The organism is Lysinibacillus sp. RU7 (assembly GCF_057837305.1).
On the sequence record NZ_JBYQFK010000020.1, the window covers coordinates 17,194 to 36,781 of the forward strand.

The 19,588-nt window shown below is 35.2% G+C and carries 18 protein-coding genes; 14 read left to right on the forward strand and 4 right to left on the reverse strand.

From position 1 onward, the window contains the following. Positions 1-78: 78 nt before the first annotated feature. Genes AC3II9_RS14625 through AC3II9_RS14635 form a run of 3 tightly spaced genes read left to right on the forward strand, consistent with a single transcriptional unit; the run spans position 79 to position 1,296 of the window. Entirely contained in the window at positions 79-258 is a 180-nt protein-coding gene (locus AC3II9_RS14625; RefSeq protein WP_489156572.1) for a hypothetical protein, read from the forward strand. A gap of 13 nt (positions 259-271) precedes the next feature. Next, complete coding sequence (locus AC3II9_RS14630; RefSeq protein ID WP_489156574.1) at positions 272-715, forward strand: ArpU family phage packaging/lysis transcriptional regulator; 444 nt, start codon at positions 272-274, stop codon at positions 713-715. Next, positions 712-1,296: a tyrosine-type recombinase/integrase gene (locus AC3II9_RS14635; protein WP_489156576.1), complete on the forward strand. Its 585-nt coding sequence runs from the start codon at positions 712-714 to the stop codon at positions 1,294-1,296. The genes AC3II9_RS14630 and AC3II9_RS14635 overlap by 4 nt, the downstream gene beginning before the upstream one ends. Before the next feature lie 412 nt (positions 1,297-1,708). On the opposite strand, the gene AC3II9_RS14640 is transcribed toward AC3II9_RS14635, so the two are convergent. Next, positions 1,709-2,512 (reverse strand): hypothetical protein, encoded by an 804-nt coding sequence (locus AC3II9_RS14640; protein ID WP_489156578.1) that lies wholly within the window; start codon positions 2,510-2,512, stop codon positions 1,709-1,711. A gap of 545 nt (positions 2,513-3,057) precedes the next feature. Here AC3II9_RS14640 and AC3II9_RS14645 point away from each other — a divergent pair. From AC3II9_RS14645 to AC3II9_RS14665, 5 genes are all read left to right on the forward strand, one after another. Beyond that, entirely contained in the window at positions 3,058-4,392 is a 1,335-nt protein-coding gene (locus AC3II9_RS14645) for a potassium channel family protein (protein WP_489156580.1), read from the forward strand. A gap of 318 nt (positions 4,393-4,710) precedes the next feature. Then, on the forward strand, positions 4,711-5,292 hold the full coding sequence (locus tag AC3II9_RS14650) for a hypothetical protein (protein ID WP_489156582.1): 582 nt from the start codon (positions 4,711-4,713) through the stop codon (positions 5,290-5,292). After that, complete coding sequence (locus AC3II9_RS14655; RefSeq protein WP_489156584.1) at positions 5,261-6,043, forward strand: phage terminase large subunit family protein; 783 nt, start codon at positions 5,261-5,263, stop codon at positions 6,041-6,043. Before AC3II9_RS14650 ends, AC3II9_RS14655 begins: the two co-directional genes overlap by 32 nt. A gap of 153 nt (positions 6,044-6,196) precedes the next feature. Further along, positions 6,197-6,628 carry a BrxA/BrxB family bacilliredoxin gene (locus AC3II9_RS14660; protein ID WP_431030067.1) on the forward strand — a complete coding sequence of 144 codons (432 nt, stop codon included), beginning with the start codon at positions 6,197-6,199 and terminating at the stop codon, positions 6,626-6,628. Next, complete coding sequence (locus AC3II9_RS14665; RefSeq protein ID WP_489156585.1) at positions 6,616-7,407, forward strand: class I SAM-dependent methyltransferase; 792 nt, start codon at positions 6,616-6,618, stop codon at positions 7,405-7,407. Before AC3II9_RS14660 ends, AC3II9_RS14665 begins: the two co-directional genes overlap by 13 nt. A 198-nt stretch (positions 7,408-7,605) precedes the next feature. Here AC3II9_RS14665 and AC3II9_RS14670 read toward each other — a convergent pair whose 3' ends face one another. Continuing rightward, positions 7,606-7,809: a hypothetical protein gene (locus AC3II9_RS14670; protein WP_489156587.1), complete on the reverse strand. Its 204-nt coding sequence runs from the start codon at positions 7,807-7,809 to the stop codon at positions 7,606-7,608. Continuing rightward, positions 7,806-8,978, reverse strand: a complete 1,173-nt coding sequence (locus AC3II9_RS14675) for a DUF418 domain-containing protein (RefSeq protein ID WP_489156589.1) — start codon at positions 8,976-8,978, stop codon at positions 7,806-7,808. The genes AC3II9_RS14670 and AC3II9_RS14675 overlap by 4 nt, the downstream gene beginning before the upstream one ends. A 104-nt stretch (positions 8,979-9,082) precedes the next feature. Between AC3II9_RS14675 and AC3II9_RS14680 the strand changes: the two genes are divergently transcribed. After that, positions 9,083-9,784, forward strand: coding sequence for a response regulator transcription factor (locus tag AC3II9_RS14680; RefSeq protein WP_489156591.1), 702 nt, complete (start codon positions 9,083-9,085; stop codon positions 9,782-9,784). After that, the gene (locus AC3II9_RS14685) at positions 9,781-11,421 is read left to right on the forward strand and encodes a sensor histidine kinase (RefSeq protein ID WP_489156593.1); all 1,641 of its coding nucleotides are present in this window, start codon (positions 9,781-9,783) and stop codon (positions 11,419-11,421) included. Before AC3II9_RS14680 ends, AC3II9_RS14685 begins: the two co-directional genes overlap by 4 nt. A 587-nt stretch (positions 11,422-12,008) precedes the next feature. Here AC3II9_RS14685 and AC3II9_RS14690 read toward each other — a convergent pair. Beyond that, positions 12,009-13,097: a serine hydrolase domain-containing protein gene (locus tag AC3II9_RS14690; protein WP_489156595.1), complete on the reverse strand. Its 1,089-nt coding sequence runs from the start codon at positions 13,095-13,097 to the stop codon at positions 12,009-12,011. A gap of 1,095 nt (positions 13,098-14,192) precedes the next feature. Here AC3II9_RS14690 and AC3II9_RS14695 point away from each other — a divergent pair. The 4 genes from AC3II9_RS14695 to AC3II9_RS14710 all read left to right on the forward strand — a co-directional run bounded on the left by AC3II9_RS14695 (position 14,193) and on the right by AC3II9_RS14710 (position 19,086). Then, positions 14,193-14,372: a hypothetical protein gene (locus tag AC3II9_RS14695; RefSeq protein ID WP_489156597.1), complete on the forward strand. Its 180-nt coding sequence runs from the start codon at positions 14,193-14,195 to the stop codon at positions 14,370-14,372. A gap of 183 nt (positions 14,373-14,555) precedes the next feature. After that, positions 14,556-14,750, forward strand: coding sequence for a hypothetical protein (locus AC3II9_RS14700; RefSeq protein ID WP_489156599.1), 195 nt, complete (start codon positions 14,556-14,558; stop codon positions 14,748-14,750). Between the two features lie 494 nt (positions 14,751-15,244). Beyond that, positions 15,245-15,850 (forward strand): YpjP family protein, encoded by a 606-nt coding sequence (locus AC3II9_RS14705; RefSeq protein ID WP_489156601.1) that lies wholly within the window; start codon positions 15,245-15,247, stop codon positions 15,848-15,850. A gap of 362 nt (positions 15,851-16,212) precedes the next feature. After that, a complete protein-coding gene (locus AC3II9_RS14710; protein WP_489156603.1) occupies positions 16,213-19,086 on the forward strand; it encodes a hypothetical protein in 2,874 nt (957 codons plus the stop codon). Positions 19,087-19,588 lie beyond the last annotated feature (502 nt).

The following is a 19,588-nucleotide window of genomic DNA, read 5'->3' on the forward strand; positions in this document are numbered from 1 at the left end:
TTTTGTTGTCCTCTTTTTTATTTTATCGAATTACTGTTCAAATAAGTATTCCAGTTCGGAATGAAAGTGGTGAGGTAATTGCGCACGATTCAATCAGAGCTTAAGCGACATGGTCTTCATCGAAAGCAAAAGGTGACGACAAATTATCGCAAGCTTAATAATGGAAAAGAGCAACTTAGTAAATGGGAGATTGAGGATTTAATGGGTGTTCGTCGTGACATTTATACAAGACGAAATGGCGTTATTCGCCGTAAATGAGGAGGCATATACAATGGAGATTTTAAAAAGTATTGACGGCAACGCTACACAGAAAGCAATAGAAAAAGTATTACGACAATATCGGACATATCAACTTACGACACCCGAAGATCTTTTACCTACAATTACACCAAAATATACATTAGAGATGCCGTCTTTTGGTGGAACTGTGAACTCAAAAGTAGAGAACGCTGCTGTTAAGAATGTGGAGCATTATAAGCAAGCCGAAAAGTTTTTTGAACGCTTCAACCGAGGCTTTTACAAATTGACTAAAAAGGAACGCCAAATAATCATCATGGCATTTTTAGAAGAAGTGCCAATGTTTAATTACCAAGTTGCTAATGAATTGAATGTGAGTGAGCGTACTTTTTATCGCATGAAGGCACAGGCATTATATAAATTAGCTTTAGCATTACGAGTTGAGGTTTATCAGGAAGATGAGGTGAAGTCCTCATGAATTTTGTTCAGCCGATACGTGATTTAGAAAAGATTTCTGAAGTACGTGAGTTTTTGGCCAGCAAGAATAAAAGAGATGAGTTACTCTTTTGTTTCGGTATTTATACCGGATTAAGGATTAGCGATATTTTAACGATCCGTGTGAAGGATGTATATGGCAAGGATTATTTCTATATTGTGGAGCAAAAGACAAAGAAGGCGAAGCAAAGGAGCAAAAAATATACTGTGAGGAAGCGTGTACCAATCGTGAAGAAGCTGCAACGTCTATTAAATGATTTTTGCGCAACATTACAACCAAATGATTTTCTTTTCAAATCACGGCAGGGAAAGAACAAGCCAATAACTCGTGTACGTGCTTATGATATTTTGCGTGAAGCTGCTCATCACTGTGAGTTGAAAGAAATCGGTACACATACATTACGTAAGACATTTGGCTTTCTGGTTTATCAGAACGAAAAGGATGTGGCGTTGCTTCAAGATATTTTTAATCATAGTGCTTCATACATTACGTTGAAATACATTGGGGTTAATCAGGATGCGATTGAGGAAGCATACAATGCCCTTAATAATTTAAGGATATAAACAGGAGTTTAAGCAATTAAATCAAAAGGGGATAGTGTCAGAAAAAAATGCGGATTTACAACGCTAAGAATATGCAGGCTTTTATTCAGTAACACCAATGACGCAGCGGTCTTTTGAAATCATCTCAACCATTGTTGACACTAACTTTTATCAAAAGTGCATAAATAAACGTATAAACAATGTACCAATAGGGAAGCCACAAACGCTGATTTAACAGTGTTCGTGGCTTTTTATCACGTGTCCAAACTTTTATTTGGGAACGTTATTTTGATAAGAATTGTATAAAACAAATTAAGTAATTATTTTTACTTGTTATATTTTTTATAACGAAAAATTAAATCAGCAATATGGCTGTTTAACCTTTTGTATATTGCATTTCGTTCGGTATAAATAGTCGCATCCTTATACAATTTTATTTTTGAACAAATCCCATACCAACCATGCCTTGTTTTAGTCGATTTTGTTTTGTTGTTAAATAATCTTCCATCCATACTAATTTTGAGTAAACATTAATATTCTCTCTATATTTAACTTTATCACTTGTAATAATTTCAAGCAGTCTCTGTTTAATAATTGGAAGATTAACTTCCTCAGTCTCCAAAAATAACGATTGACTCAACCCCTCTAATTGAAAAAAAATATTAAGAAAATACTTTTCATTAACCACGCCATTTTCATTAACATTACCCTTTTCAACTAACATGGGGCGGCTAGTCATTAAAAGATTGACCATTTCCATATCTGTTTGAGAAAGTTCCCACACACTAAATTCCTCACCTAATTTTGAATCTAATGCAACTATTGGAACATTAGCATATTTACTTTCAAGTCTAAACGCTTCTTCTACAGCCGGTCCAAAAAAGCCGAGTTCATCAAAATAGGCTTTGCCGAATGTAACACCACCTCGAACTAAATATCCTGCGTTAAGAAATCTTAATAATGAAATTGACGTATTATACATTGCTATTTGAATCAAATTCATTTTATTTTTTCTATTTTCTTCTATCCCATCCTTATAAAAATAGAAAAAATATGCGCAATCTGAAAAGCTATATACCTTTCGATCATAGATAACATGATCTAGATTCCTTGATTCATTTTCTTTTACCTCACTGTGAAAAACTTGATGTATAAATAGTTTATCTTCGAATTCTGAATTATTCTGTGTACCTAGTAAATCAACAAAAATAACAACCATCTCGTTATATTCTTTCATTTCTGTCCTCCCCCAATAAGAAACAAATTTTTGGATTGAATTACCAATATATAACTAATTATATCTATTGATATATAATTAGAAAGTGTAAACTATATTTTTTTCTGAAATTTACCAAACAGACGTTTGGTATCCTGATGAAATAAAAAGCTGCTAAGAACTAATTGTAGTCTTTAGCTACTGAATCGAACGTTCCCTATGTGACACCGTCCTTTGGAAACTTAAATTGCTTATCGTTGTAAATCCACATTTTTCTGACGCTACCCAAATTAAGTAAAGCATCTCAAAAAACGAGATGCTTTTATTTTATTGTTTTTAGGAAATGAACATGAAATTTATTTGCTTTCATGCTTTAATGTACGAATAACATTTACTCAATAAGAATTTGTAAAGCTCGAATTAAAGAGTAGGTTTGAAGTATTGATGTAACAAGCTTTTAAAAGCCTTTAGGAGATTAACAGAATATAAGATATGTTAATGTGGTAAAATTAGTAAAGGTGAAAAAATTAAGTTAAAAATGAAAATTATAATATAAGGAGGGTCAAATGAGAAATAAATTTTTTAAGAGGATATTGGAATTTTATTTATATAAATATAGAGTTCCTTATTTAGAATTTATATTTATAATTTATTTTTCTTTAATATTGTTCAATTTCGTAGCTATTCCAGAAAAAGGATTTATAAAATTAATCATTACATATTTTATTTTTCTAATAAGCATTTTTGTTTGGCTAGATTGTATAAAAAGTTGGTATGAATATAGGAATCTAAAAAATTTAGTGGATAATAGAAAATTAGATTTAGAAAAGTCCATTATAAAAACAGTTATTCTTTTAATTTCTATTATAATGTGGGCTTTAGAAAGGGGATTATCCTTTCTATTTTTTACTAATAATCTTTCAAGTTTAGGGCTTATATATTTCCTTTTTATAATAATAAGTTCATTAATTTTTATTGTCTTAATTGTTATATTCGCTAAGAAGACAGGTTTTTGGAAAAAGGGATGGATTTCCTTATTATTTGTTTTATATATATATATAGCTTATTCTTTTGCATTAATTTATTACATAGGTGATTATTATTCTATTAGTAAAGGGAATGGTTTTAGTTTTAGTGAAAAAATAGAAAATGAAATTTTAGTAAGAAATGTTTTTAAAGATTTTGAAAAGGAATTAGATTATTTTCATGAAAGTTCATTAGAGACAATTATTAATGAAAAACAATATAAAATTGGGTATACAGAAATAAATGTTGAAGGAAACGAACTGAATATTACTACTGATAAGATAGGTGAAGGCTGGTCCGACTATTACTATCGTGATTTAATAAAAAGTTATAATTTATTTTCTATTTCAGATGTATCGGATTTTGAGTTTACACAGGATAGTTTTTTAGAGGGACATTATAACGTAGATTATAACAAATTTATAAATGGTGATTTTAAACTATTAAAAATAATTTTGTATAAAATACCTCGTAAAGAATTAGAAGGTAGTATATTAAAATACGAACCTAATAGATTAAAAATTGATCAATTTGCAGAGAAATCTATGTATTTAATTATCAGTGAAGACAACTTTACAAATTATACAGTTCTTGAAACTCAAAGAGATAATTATATATTGTTCGATGAATTATTAGCATTTTCTAATGTTCTGTTAGATGACACAATAATTGATATTAATCAAAGAATTTACGAAGGCAAATCTAAAAGTTTTATTGATTATTTTTATTATAGTTTTGTGGTAATTACAACGCTAGGTTTTGGAGATATTACTCCTGTAAGCAAAATATTTAGATTACTTACAATTTTAGAGGCATTTTTAGGTTTATTAATTATGGGATTGTACTTAGCTAAAGTCTTTGATAAAGAGAAATAGTTAAAAATATTTTATGGCAGACTTTTGGCAGAAACTTGGCAGTAAGTTGGCACACTTTTTCGAAATAAACGTGCTATTATGGTAGTATGTAATATTCATCAAAAATCATAACGACAGGCGATGCGGCACAAGCTGCGTCGTCTTTTTTGTTGTATTTATTATTCTCTAAAAATAAATCTAGGTTCTCTCAGAGCCTTTTGAAAAGCCTGCGGGTCTCGCGAGCCCCGGAAACGGTCTAGATATAAACGGAAAAATAGTGTTCCTTCCACCCTAATTAAAAAAGTTAATTATATCAACAAAAGCAAAGGAGGTTTTAACATGTCAACGGGAAAAGCGAAAGTCGATGAGATTGTAGTCAATACAACAGCAATTGTAAGAATGTTTAATTTAACAGAAAGACGAGTTCGCCAATTAGTTGAAGAAGGCGTCATCCCACGAGTGGGGCATGGTCGATTTAATCTTATCGACACTGTCAGCAAGTACATTACGTTTTTGAAACTATCCAGTGAAGCATTAGATTCAAACGATGTGGCAGAGTCCTATGAATATGAGAAATGGCTACACGAAAAAGCGAAACGCGAGAAAGCCGAAATTGATCTAGCGCATCTAAGACATGAAATGCATCGTTCTGAAGATGTTGAAAAAGTACTAAATCATATGGTCATGGCGTTTAGATCTAAGATTCTTTCTTTATCAACAAAAGCAGCATCTATTTTAATTAATAAAAGTGACCCGAAACTAATTGAGGCCCTTTTAGAAGGAGATGTGCATGAGGCTCTTAAAGAATTAGCTGAATATGATCCTGGCATGTTTGTCGAATTAGGTGAAGAGGACGTTATTGAAATTGAAGGAGAGGAGGTAGAAGGGGATGGCAAAAAAACATACATTAAAGATGTTTAAAAAGTTAGCTAGTATGATAGCTCCACCACCAAAGTTAACTGTTTCGCAATGGGCAGATGAAAATAGGGTACTATCAAAAGAATCGTCAGCGGAACATGGTAAGTGGAACACAGACCGTGCGCCATATCAACGCGAGATTATGGACAGTATTAATGATCCAAATTATGAAGAAATCGTTGTGATGTCATCAGCACAAGTAGGTAAATCCGAAATTATAAACAACATCATTGGCTATCATATTGATTATGATCCTGCACCGATGTTATTAATGCAGCCTACTTTAGAAATGGCGGAGGCGTATTCGAAAGACCGAATTGCTGCTATGATTCGCGATACCCCTTCTTTATCTAAAAAAGTAAATAGTCCAAAAGCAAAGGACGGAAATAATACATTATTACAAAAGAAGTTTGCAGGCGGTCATTTAACGCTTGTAGGTGCCAATTCACCAGCTAGTTTAGCGTCACGACCTGTGCGGATTGTACTTGCTGACGAAGTAGACCGATTCCCATCTTCTGCTGGAACAGAGGGGGATCCTCTTTCTTTAGCACATAAGCGTACTAAGACATTTTGGAATCGAAAGAAGATATCAGTTTCAACGCCAACGATTAAAGGGGCGTCGCGTATTGAGGCTGAGTATGAAGAAAGCACGAAAGAGCAGTGGAGTGTTTCATGTCCGAGCTGTGGTATGTTTCAACCATTTATTTTTGTGTTGATAGGTAAACTTACAAAAAACACAGCATACATTTTTTAGCCGTTTCTGCAGTGTGGCCATTTTAAAAAGGTAACAAAAAGGTCACAAAAAATCTGAAACTATCCGAATAAATATGAGAATCCAATCTTTGTACAAGTAGGAAAAAGCCTGTTATAATAGCATTTGCGAATAAATATGAAAGAAGGCGAAAGTATGAACGCTTATGAAGAATACATGCGTCAAGTAACACAACCGATGCGCCGCGAATTAACGGATGCCGGTTTTACAGAACTAACAACACCAGATGAAGTCAATGAATTTATGGCAACGGCTAAAGGGGTATCATTAGTAGTTATTAACTCTGTATGTGGGTGTGCAGCCGGTTTAGCACGTCCAGCAGCACGTGAAGCAGTAGAAATGGTGAAGCCAGATAACTTAGTGACGGTATTTGCAGGGCAAGATCCAGAGGCAACTGCTACTATGCGCGCATTTTTTGAGGAAGTACCACCAAGCTCACCATCTATGGCGATTTTAAAAGGTGGGGAGCTCGCTTATTTTATCCCACGTGAAAATATCGAAGGTTTCCCAATGGAGCAAATTCGCGACCATATTGCTGATGTATTAAAGCAAGTATGCGCGGAATAACCATTGTTACAACTGCCGGACGACCGGATGAGCTGTCACAGCAACTTGCATATGTTGCTTGTGAAGAGCTTGGTGTGCATTTTGAACCTCGAAAAAAACGCTCCGTAGCGAAAATGAGTAAAGATTATGGTGCACATGTGATCGTGGCAGGTAAAAATCGATATGAATATTATCCGAAAGGTGCAGCCGCGCCTTTCTTTTTTCATCCGAACTCCGCAGCGTTTCGTTTAAAGCGATTAGCGCGAGGGGAAGAGGATCCAATGATTGAAGCATGTCACTTGCAAGCAGGCGATTCTTTTTTAGATTGTACATTAGGCATTGGAGCGGATAGCTTGGTCGCGGCTTTCGTCGTTGGAAAAGCAGGGCGAATTGTAGGACTTGAGGCAAACCCGAATGTCGCTTTTATTGTGAAAAAGGGGATGCAGTCATATGATACAACGGAACTGCCGTTAACTACGTGTATGCGAAATATTGAGGTCGTGTGCGGTGAAGCAGTCGCTTATTTAAAATCACTGGCGGACAATACATTTGATGTGGTCTATATGGACCCAATGTTTGAAGAAGTGATTGAGGAGTCAAATAATTTTGAGGCACTTCGTGGTGCAGGAGAGCACCTTTCACTCTCAAAAGAATGGGTGAAGGAAGCCATTCGTGTGGCGAAAAAGCGTGTTGTCCTAAAGGCGCATTATAAATCGCAATGGTTTGATGAATTTGGCTTTCGTCGTGATATTCGATTAACCTCGAAGTTTCACTATGGATTTATTGAAATCACATCATAAACAATAACGTATTAAAATTCTTTAGGATGCATCCATTTTTGAGTGAAATTTGAAAATGATAGAACATGTTTCGAAAGACACGTCTCCATTAAATGATGTAGAGATGTGTCTTTCTTACATGGGTTAGCCATAAAAATATTGATCGATAATAAAAAATCAGCGTCTCTTTATTGGGAGTTCCGGAACAGTCACTGCACGCTATATATGTTCATTTTTCGCTGCCTTGGGTGAACGAAATAACTGAAATAATTGTTGTGTAAAGGCTATAATAGCGAGACAGCGAATGAAAAAGTGGAGTAGGGATAAGCCTGAAAGCGCATGTAAATTGCTGATACTTTGGCTAATTGAATAGCTTAAAAATAATATAGCTGCTATATAAAGAGTGGCTCTTACTAGCTTCATACAAATTCCTCCTGACTCACCAGCGTTTTTTTCTTCTTCACTTTTCCGTTCCAAGAGAAGTTTGTCCAAATGCGAAGAAGTACCTCTGCTGGACCGCGATGAAATCTTTTTAAATATACTGTGCTCACATAACATTGTAGGATGTAAACTACTAATCCAAATGCGATACCAAGCGTGACACCCATTTTGCCGTACAAACCTAAACCATAGCCGTAAAATACAAATGTACAAATAACAGATTGCATTAAATAGTTTGTTAGTGATAATTTCCCGACGCTCTCAAAAGCAAGCATGACTTTTGAAGTGGGCTTTATAGTAAAAATCCACATAAATAAAAATACATAACCAAGTGCTAAAATTTGCTGCCCAGCTATCAGGGCCATATCTTTCAAAACATGATCAAATTGTCCGATGACTTTCAATGCTAGTGCTAGGGGAACAAGGACTAATGCCAATCGGTAAACTTTCAATTCTGCCTGTAAGTTTTCGAATAACTGCCATTTTGCAAATGCCATCCCTGTTAAGAAAAGAGCGGCATATAATAATGGGGAAATGAAGAGCATGATTAACATAGATAAATCATCTTGCATGCCAGGGATTTCTGCATTTAAGCGAAAGTCGATAATTTCTCCATAGCTTCCGTCACTATAGACCTTTGTTTGCTCTACGTTATATGCTTCGATTTCAGCTTTCTCTGCAGGTGTTAACATAGCATCTCCGTACATCATTGCACTCGTAGTGACAAAAAAGATACTGGCCCAAATGATCAGCGTCTTCGGTTTTCGATTAATAAAAATGAGTAAACAGAAAATTACCATCCCATAAAACATTAAAATATCGCCTTCCCAAATGAAGGAATGGATAAAGCCGAGTGTAAGTAAGCCAATGCCTCTTCTAATAATCGCCCATCGACTTTTTTTCCCTTTAGCACGAATCGATTCAATCATCTTAATCAGAGAAAAGCCAAACAATATTGTAAAGATTGGCATAAAAGATCCTTCAATGACCACTTTCAGACTGTAATATGAAACATTATCAAGTAAGGATAAATTTTTTAGCATGTCTTTGCCATACATCCCATATTGAAAAATTAGTAGATTGGCCATCAAAATGCCAAATAAGCTAAATCCTCTTAATGCATCAATGGCCTTGACGCGTGTAACTACCATTGCATAACCACTTCCTTATCGTTATTCTAATATTAGAATAAATGGAAATTCTTACGAAAACTTAATGTGTACCTTAAAGTAATCTTAAAAGTAGGTGAGCGTATATGGATGCAGTAAATATTGCAGTACTAGAAGACGAAGTGGCAATTGCCCAAATGATTGAAATTATATTGAAAAAAGAAGGTTTTGCGAACATTGACATATTTCATACTTGTGAGGAGATGAAACAAAAACTGAATCGGTCCTATGATTTCTTTTTGTTAGATATTATGCTGCCAGACGGTAGTGGACTTGAAGTGGCACAGCAAATTAGGGAGAAAAGTGATGCACCGATTTTCTTTTTAACAGCTAAAGCGACGGATGCCGATAAACTGATTGGTTTTATGAATGGTGCGGATGATTATATTACAAAGCCATTTAATCCGTTGGAGCTCGTAGCGCGGTTAAAAGTTCAGCTAACACGTTATTTAAAGCAGCATCGCACGAAAGATAGGAACGATATTTATAAAAGCCCGTTCTTTACGTTTAACTATGCAGCAGCGGAGTTAACGGTAGGGGATATAACAGAGCTAATGACGGGGCGTCTCTATCATTTACTTAAATATTTATGTAAAAACGAAGGACAAGTGCTTTCGAAAGAACAGATTTACGAGCGCGTATGGGGCGATACGTACTTTGATGATAATACGGTTATGGTTCATATCCGAAAGCTCCGCGAAAAAATTGAAAAAAATCCAGGCAAGCCTAAATGTTTAGTGACCGTTCGAGGCATTGGTTATAAGCTAGTCGGTGAGGACAATATATGAAGCTCACTTCATCACGTAGATTAACGTTCCAATTTATTGCGCATTTCATTGTGTTTTATTTAATTTTAGTAGCAAGTATTGTGTATAGTATTGTTATTTTTTTATTGATTATTAATAAGGAAATTGGGCTCAATGTCCATTCAAAAGTAGCATTTGAGTTTGAAGGAAGTGTGGATAACGGCAAGCTACCAAAAGAATTACATCATTTGGCTGAAGAAAACTTAGGGCAGTTTTATTTATTAAATGATCATTTGGATGTGCTCGATTATACAGGGGCATCGTGTGAAATTTGTGCTTATAGTGATGAAGAATTACTAGATTTAGAAGTACAAGGGATGCAAAGATGGCAGGCAGACGGCTATACTTTTTTATTTCTTTATAAGTCCTTACCGCATGAGATTTTAGAAACGGTATTAACGATGTGGCATCCGTCAGTACCGTTAACGGATGAGGCGAAGGCATACTTGAAAACACACCAAGCAGCAGTCGATATATATGATAAACAATGGGATAGAATTTTGACATGGGGGGCTTCAAAGAAGTCGCTTAGTAAGGCGGATTTACTGGACGAAAATTATGATATTTTTGAAATGAAAGAGCTAACGCAAAGTAAAAAGGTTGACGACGTCACCGTTGTAATTCGAATGGATAACCCACAGTACCAACCATTCGATAAACCATTTACAAAGGCTTTACTTATTTTAATCGTATCATTTGTCATCACACATGTATTGTTAATTGTTGGAGTCGTGTTGTTTTCGTTAAGTATTTCTAGAAAATTTGTGCATCCAATTATCTATGTAATTGAGCGTATCCAAAGACTTGCAAGTTTCAATTATGACAAGCCGAAAAATGCAAAGCTGTACGACCAATCAACCGGAAAGCTAAAAAGAAAATACCGGTTATATGAACCTGTCGATGCTTCATTAGATCATTTATCGCAACGACTTGTGTCAAATGAACGGCAAATTCAACATGTGCAACAATTGCGAGATGAATGGATAACAGGATTATCGCATGATTTAAAAACCCCTTTAAGCTCCATTCTTGGCTATTCGGCGATGCTTGCTTCGAAAGATTATGAATGGTCGAAAGAAGAAGTTCAAGCTTTTGCGGAGACGATGGAAGAGAAAGCAAACTATATGGATGCTTTAATTCAAGATTTAACATATACGTATCAGCTAAAAAATAGAGCGATTACCCTAGCGAAGGAAACGTTTGATGTGAGGGATTTATTATCAGTGCAGCAATCGCCACGTGTACAAGTAGATATAGGAGAAGATATGACGGTCTATGCTGATCCGCTTGCATCGAAGCGAATTTTAGATAATTTACTATGCAATGCATTACAGTATACACCTGAAGAAAAGGACGTCAAACTGCATGTGATAGAGACAAAGACACATACAATTTTCACAATTACAGATCAGGGGGATGGCATTCCACAAGAGAAGCTTGATAATTTATTTGAACGTTATTACCGAGGGACAAATACGACAACAAATACAGCAGGGACGGGGCTAGGTCTAGCGATTACAAAGCAATTAATTGACCTCCATCATGGAGAAATCTCCGTGAAATCGAGTAGAAAAGGAACGAGTTTTACGATACAACTACCGAAAAATATATCGGGCTAAGTGTAAATACAAGCAATTATATGATAACTATGTTATAATGATTTTATGCTATTATAGGTGGCAAAGTTTATAAATTGGCATTCTAACTAGTTGTTTTTGTTGAAGCTTATTCACACTGGCGCTAGCTTGAGAGCTGCAAGGACGTAGTAGAGGTAGGGACTACGTTGCTTAAGTTGTAGAAAGTAATAGTGGAATTTTACCGCGGTTAAATACAGAAAGACGTGTCTTTCTAAATAATAAAATTCCCCGGATGATCGGGTTGAGACATGACATTTATGAAACTAAGCTATCTATTAAATACTAGAGGGGTACCTTTTAAAAGAGGGTGCCCCTTGTCTAATTTTGATATAAAAAATTAGTAAAAGGTAACAGGTGAAAAGACCTGATTTCACATTAAGTTATACTAGCAATTTAAGAAAGTATTTAAAACTGTATTAGTAACATCATATTTTTTGTTATGCCGTTCACCAAAGTTTTCTATAATAAAAAAATAGAAAAATTTGTTGGTTAATTAAAGCCCTCTCTAGTGAGAAGGCTTGAGTTTACTATAAAGTATCTTCTATTAAACTTTAGAATAGCCTTTATAATTAAAGTTGCTCTTCCCATAACCAAATTGGCTGCTGAAGAACGATGGATGTAAGATTACGGTTGATTCTTTTTGAATTCACCGTCATCTCGTTGCTAAGAACGATCACTGTTAATTCCCCGTCATTTAGCCGTGTAATATAATGACGGAAACCACTTGGATATCCTCCTGAATGCCCAACTGCTTTTTTCCCCATGACATCTTGAGTAAACCATCCATATCCATATTGAGACGGAAATTTTTTAGCATGGGTCATACTCATCAGTTCTGATGTTTCTTTGCTTATCAATACATGATTACGCAAGGCTCTGTCAAACAGTGCTAAATCTTCAGCTGTAGAAATGATATCCCCAGCTGCATACGCTGCAGAATTATGTATTAAAGGTCCGATTTTCCCCTCTATATGTCCTGCTGCTTTCGGTATACCAGCTGGAACCGTAAACATAGAATTAAACATGTTGCACGGTTCAAAAATATGTTCTTCTATATAATTTGCATATGACTGGCCGCTAACTTCTTCAATTATAAGTCCTAACATCACATAACCAGTATTACTATAACTAAAGCTTTTCCCTGGGGTAAACTCTAATTCAGAATTGCTAACGGTATTTACAATATCATTTGGATCCCATTCTTTGCTGTAGTCAAATTCGAAATTCTTCTTTAGATAATCCGAAATTCCCGAGCTATGGCTTAGTAGATGACTTATTGTAATAGTCTCTCCATTCGGAAAGTCTGGAAAGTATTGCGAAATGGGACTATCTAAGCTTAGAAGTTCCTTTTCTACTAGCTGCATGACTGCTACTGCAGTGAATGGTTTAGATAATGAAGCAATCTGATAGAGCGTGCTTGGGGTATTAGGTAAATCAGTGGCTGCCAACCCGTAACCTTTTGTAAATAAAACTTCACCTTCCTTTGCAATTAGGACGGTTCCTTGAAATTTTTCATTTGTTAAATATTGATCAATCTTTTCAGAAATGTTTCCAGATAAATTACTATGGTTGTTACGTCCAAATAATAATAAAGCCACTATAGACGTGAGTACAATAACAAGAATAGTAATAGAGAAAATTTTTAAGAATCTTTTCATATCTATACCTCTCAATCTATTTATTTCCATTTTATTGAACACTCCCTATTATAAGTCGTAATTATACACAAAACATTAAAAATGAAAAAATACCAATTTGTTTATTGTCTTTAAATTAGTAACATTATTTTTATTCCATATCAGAGGTGTTCATTATATAAATACTAGGAGATAATAAGCGTGCTATTTTAGTCGAATGGTTAATAAAAGGGATTTTTGATTCCATGTGAATTTTGGGTATTAGTTAGAAAATTTAACTTCTTTCAAAAATCAAATTATAGCTGTGATTTACATCGATTTTTCGGACAGTCCACTCAGAGATGGCGGTCTTAATAGTTATTCTGCAATTTAAAAAATCTTTACCTATCTCTTTTTAATTAGAACATGTCCCACCGTAATGTCCTAGAGTCAGCATGCTGAAAACCTTTGTGAGAGTAAGCGTAGAGCAATGAAAAATGAACCTTAATCATTTATTCTTTTAATCTTTAAAACATGCTCTTAATAATTAATATAGAAGCAGCTGCATAATGAGCCGAGGTGTTTTTTACGTTTATTTCTTAATTAGTTCTAATAAATCACTTATATTGCATTGTAGTGTCATTATACATGTGTCGAACAGTTTCTACTTTCAAGCCTGCTAGTTCCGCACACTTGCTGATAGATACGCTTCTTTCCTCTAATCGAGACTTAGCACGTGTAACCATTCTCCTAACTCCTTTCATATTCCGAAATCACAAAGTTACAAAATCACTTTATTACATTATATAAAATGACAATGGAATGTAGACGTCTTTATGTTTTTGTCAATGAAATGTAGTCAAAAGCTAATCAAATGGCAGTGATGAATGAACGTTTAACACCTTCATATTTAGATTGGCAACTGCGTAAAGTGAGGAGAGATACTGAACAATGAAAAATCGTACACATGAGCAAGGCGTATGTTGGCCTATACATCTTTAATTACTAAAGCTATTGCTAAATCGGGGGTGAAATAATGCTAGTAAAAGTTAGTGAGTGGCGTGCTTTATCTACACGTAATAAGTTGTTGCTACTCAGAGCAGTAGCGAACAAATAATTGAAATCAGGGAGAAATATATGCAGCAATTAACAGAGCAATTGAAATCATTAGTAAACACATGTGAAGGTGAGACACTTAACTTAAAAACTCACATGGTTAAATTAGAAGCAGTACAAACAACGGTAGCACAGTTAATGGAACGCATTGATGAGATTCAGCATTTTATCTATTGTCTGAGAAAATGGATAGTACAGTAGACAATTTTGAGCTCATCAAAATCTGATTACTGAAAATGCGGGAGTAAACAGTTATAAAATGAATAGGGGGTAGTAGGCATCCACAATTATGTGGGTGCTTTAATTTATTTGCTCAAATTAAGTCATGAAGGTTTTTGGGTTTTTATGGTAATATAATTAAGTATATATAAAGGAGGTATTCTATTGTTTAAACATGTTTCAAAATTTCAAATGGTATCATCTTTTATTATGGCTCTTCTAGGCCTTTCACAAGCATTTAATCACTGGGGAGAAAGGACATTTTTATCTTTATTCTTTTTTGGTGGTAGTATTTTACTTTTAATTCTTACGATTATGGCTCTGATTGTTTATAGGAAACGACAAATGTCTAACGACTGAAGGATGTTAAAAGCTTTCTTTATAATGTGCGGGTAATAATGAAAAAAGATTGAAGCAATAAGCCCCAATCTTATATTTATAAACTTGCCTTCAACAACTTTATTTTATCATCCGTATACACATACCGACCAAAGCGTTATTTTTAGCCCCGAAACCATGCATTTATATGCCTTATTATTCACATTTTCTGAAAATAAAAAACCCTAAAAACATTGTTAAATCAACGTTCTAAGGGCTTTTAGTGGTGTTTTATGCAAAGCGAAAGTATTAGTCAGTGAAACATAATGAAGTTAAGTAACCTAACATTAAAAATAAACCTAAACCGATAACAACTGTTGCACTCATTTTAAAACCTCCTTTAAGTAAAAAAAAACATATAAGTCCATAGACATTGTACAATGAATACGAAAAAGATGAAACCTTTTCAATTATCATTCGTATAAATAAGTATAGAATGAATATGGAAATATGTACATAAACGGACGGTGAAAATTATGAAAAAATGGTTACAAAAAGGACTCATGATTTCCGTGGCGCTCCTTACATTTGGGATTATTGCGCCGAACCATGCAATATGGAATCAATCAGATCAAGATAATGGCAAAGTTCGCTCACACGAACCGAGTGCCAATGATCTTGCGGCAACTATTCAACTAGATCAAATTTATATTGAAGAAGAAACAGATGTTTTAGACCTGGAAACGGTTGGACAAACATTCAAATCTGCTGCAAAAGAACAGGCATACATAAAATTTGGCACGCGTATTGCCCCAGTAATCGGTGATGATTTTGAAACGCGCATCTTCCCAAAAATGGAGGAAGCGATTGATTTTACATTGGCACGTCTAGATGACGATACAATGCGCACGCTTACTATTACAGAAAAACCGAGTGGGAATTACTCAGAGAAAATCTTTCACATTAAAAACACAGCTAACAAGAAAGATGTTATTCGCTTCCATGTGCGGACGGAAAACAGACTGGATGCAGGCTACTACTATAATTTCCACTACCACACATTTGAAGATGATTTCGTCACACACTACGATTTAGGAGAAATATACTGGAGCAAAAATACACCGCCGAAGTGGTTGTCTTAATATATTATGTTTTAGGGGCTATCTGTTAAAGATTAGCCCCATTTTCAATAGGGTGATCAAAAGTGTCGATAATTTTTATTTTCCCTTTTCCTCAGCACCTTTTCGTATGTTGTTTGAATCATTTCTGGTGTATTTCCTAATTATGCGGCAATCGCTTTAACGGGCACGTTGAGTAATTCTTTTAATATAGAAGGGATAATGCATAAGGAAGGTTGTAAAACGCGTAATCAAAAAAAGGTGGAAATTTGTTATGAAATCTAGTGGAAAATACCTCTTTTTATGTAGATTGTGTGAAATACATAAAGTTACACGGAATGTGAACGATATACTTTTATAGATGGACAGAGGAGGACGAAACAACATTGAATAAAAAATTACTTTTCACAGTCGCAGCGATCCCAACAGCATTTATTGTACCAGCAGTGGCGGGGGCAGAACAATTAGCAACGATTTCGATTACAGGAGATGCCGTTGTAAATAAAACACTTACAGCATCCATTACGGGATTACCTGCAGGTACGATCATAAATGGTTATCAATGGTATTATGTTGAAACATCAGAAGCTGATGGTACAACAACGAAAAAACCAATTTCCGGTGCTACACAAGCTACATTTAAAGTGCCAGTCGAAGCGGCGGGGAAAACAATTACAGTTGAAGCTACATCAACATCAGGAACTGTTTATAAAGGGGATTCACGTGTAGTTAGTTCATTATCACTTGCTATTGCGACACCAACTTTTGCAGGGTATTCAGCTTCCACATTTGTAGCGCCAGGAGAAACAGTAAAAGTATCAGGAGCGAAAGTCACTGATCATGCCGGTGCTGATTTACAAAGTAGTCAAATTACATATAGCTATGAGTGGTTTTATAAAGTAGGAGAGGTATTCACAATTATCGGTGGTGCGTCAGGTGATACGTATACAATTCCTAAAGATGCAATCGAAAAAGGCATGATCCATATTGCTGTCAAAGTAACAGCTAAGGCAGGGGCATCCGTTGTGGTGTCAGATCTTTCAGAGGTGTTAACCGTATCTAATGAACCGTCCAGTACATTGATTGAGTCTATCAAAACTTTACGTGTAAGTGACATTAAATATAATGTGACAGATTTTGAAGCATTTAAAGCGGAAGTAAAGGCATTAGATAGTCAATATCAAGCTTTATCGGCCACTGCTAAGGCGAATGTCACAAATTATGATGTACTTAAGCGAGCACTTGCTGATGTAGAAGCAATAAGTAAGTTAAATGACAAAGTGAATAAAGCGGGCGAAGTTGTTGAGAAAGATAAAGCAAAATATTTAAAGGACATTGAAGAGGCATATGATAAGCTTGATTTATTACAACGTAGCTTAGATGTAGGAGATACGTTATTTAATAGTATTAAGGCTATCTTGCAAGCACCTACTGATATTGCTGATATTGCAGAGGTTAGAAAAATCAATCAAGCAATTACAGCATTATTAAAATATGATAATTTCTTAATTAAGTACGAAGCGGATAGCATTGAGTCATTAAAAGCGCAAATTGAAGTTATTGAGGCGGATATTGAAAAGGTATCTAAAAATTATCAATCTACTGTACAAGATCAAACGTTAAAAGATGCAATGCAAGATATTAAAAAAATTGAACAATTTATCAAAAGCTTAGATAAATTATCAACAGATAATACACCAAACAAGCAAGTAACAGCTGCAAAATCAATACGAACTGCATATGAAAAGCTAACATACAAGCAACAACAGCTAGTACCAGCACAATATATTACTAAATTGCTCGATGCAGAAAATGCGGAAGAAAATCAAATTAATCGTTTAAATAGTGAAATTGCGAGCTATCTTGATGACGATACATACCCGATAAATCCGACAGCACAAACATGGCAAATGCATGTGGCGAATGTGAACCGTATGATTTCGGAGTATAAAGCTTTAACGAAAACGTCGGCTGCTAAAATTATTGGCTATGAAGGCATGACTCAGTTACAAAAAGATTTAAAGACAGCTGAGAAGGTCATTAAACAAATTGAAACGTATATGTCACTTTCAACTATGAATGATGTGAAAGAAAGTAAACTAAATTCGAGCTATAGCAGTGCGTTAAATGCTTATAATAAACTAACAAGTTTGCAGCAATCTCTTGTTTATAATGAAGATCAGTTATTAAATAATCCGCCGAATATGAAGGTCGATAATAATGGGAAAGAGCCAACTGATAAAGCGGCAGCAGAAGTGCTAAAAGCGGATATCGCAAAGTTTGCTGACATAACAAAATATTCATTCACAGAATTAGAAACAGCAGTAAATGCAGCAACAACAGCTTATAAAAACCTTTCATCTGCTGCACGAAAATATGTAACGAACTATCCTTTGTTAACGGCTGCTAGTAAAGATGTGAAAGGTGTCGTATCTTTCCATAAGAAAATACAGGCTGCTCGTGAAGAAAAGAACGTTGAGAAGCAAGCGAAAAAAATTGAATCTGTAGAAAAGGCGTATGCCAAATTGCCTGCCAATCAGCAGCATTTAGCGAAACCACAATTTGAAGCACTGTTAGATAATCGTCTTGTAGATGAAAATGCACCCGACCTTTCAACGTTAATCAATAAAATCGATGGACTTGTCGTAAATGGTTTATACACAGCTACAGTAGCAGACATTAAGCAACTTTCTGAACAATATAGTCGCCTTAGCTCCAGCGATAAAAAGCTTATCAAGAATGCTACTATTTTAAAAACAGCAGAAGCAGATGTGAAAAAAGTAGAGTCATTTATGAAGCAGTATGATAAATCGTTTGCTAGTAATCCAACAACAGTCATTCAGGCATTTGCTAAGTTAACTGCCAAGCAAATGAGTTTAGTAAGTGAAGCTGTTCGTGAAAAGATTATTGTTGCAGAAAAAGGGCAACAAGGGTCTAGTGAAGCGGCATTTAGTATTGTGGAATCTATCAATGCACTTCTTCAAGGTGGTGTATACAAAGCCGACTTGCAAGCTGATGTATCGAATATTCGAGCAGCCTATGACAAGCTCAGTACTTCTGAAAAGAGCATCGTGAAAAACTACTCGAAGCTAACACAGGCTGAGGCAGATTTAAAAAAGGTAGCAGAGGTACATGCCTTATATGAAGCTATTCCGGCAGAAAATGGTGATACAGCCCGCAAAGCGTGGCAAACAGCTTTTGCGAAACTGTCGAAAAAATTAGAGCTACTTTATACGGATATGTATAAAGCTGATCTATAAAGGTATAACCAAAAAAACTAATATCCAGTAAAGATGCTAGCCATGGACTGTAGATAAACTCATTAAAGATGAGAGTATCTACAGTTTTTTTTAATGGTCTAAAAAGTGGAGATCGTGCAGAGTGTTTTACTTTGGTTTTCCGGTACTTGCGATTAAAATCAAAAAGTGATTGAAGTTGACGATGATACTGTGAATTTCAGTAAAGTACAAAAATATTATGAGAAACCTATATAAATCATCTTAAAACTGTCAAGATCGAACGGTCAAAAAGGCGCGGTATTTGGTGAAAAAGCCTAGTGCGAGCAAAACTTTACCGTATCCGAGCAAAAGCCCGAGGTAAACGGTCAAAAAGCTAAGGTATCTGAGCAAAAAGGTACTGTATCCGGTCAAAATACCCTAGTGCGAGCAAAACTTTACCGTATCCGAGCAAAAGCCCGAGGTAAACGGTCAAAAAGCTAAGGTATGCGAGCAAAAAGGCACTGTATCCGGTCAAAACACTCCC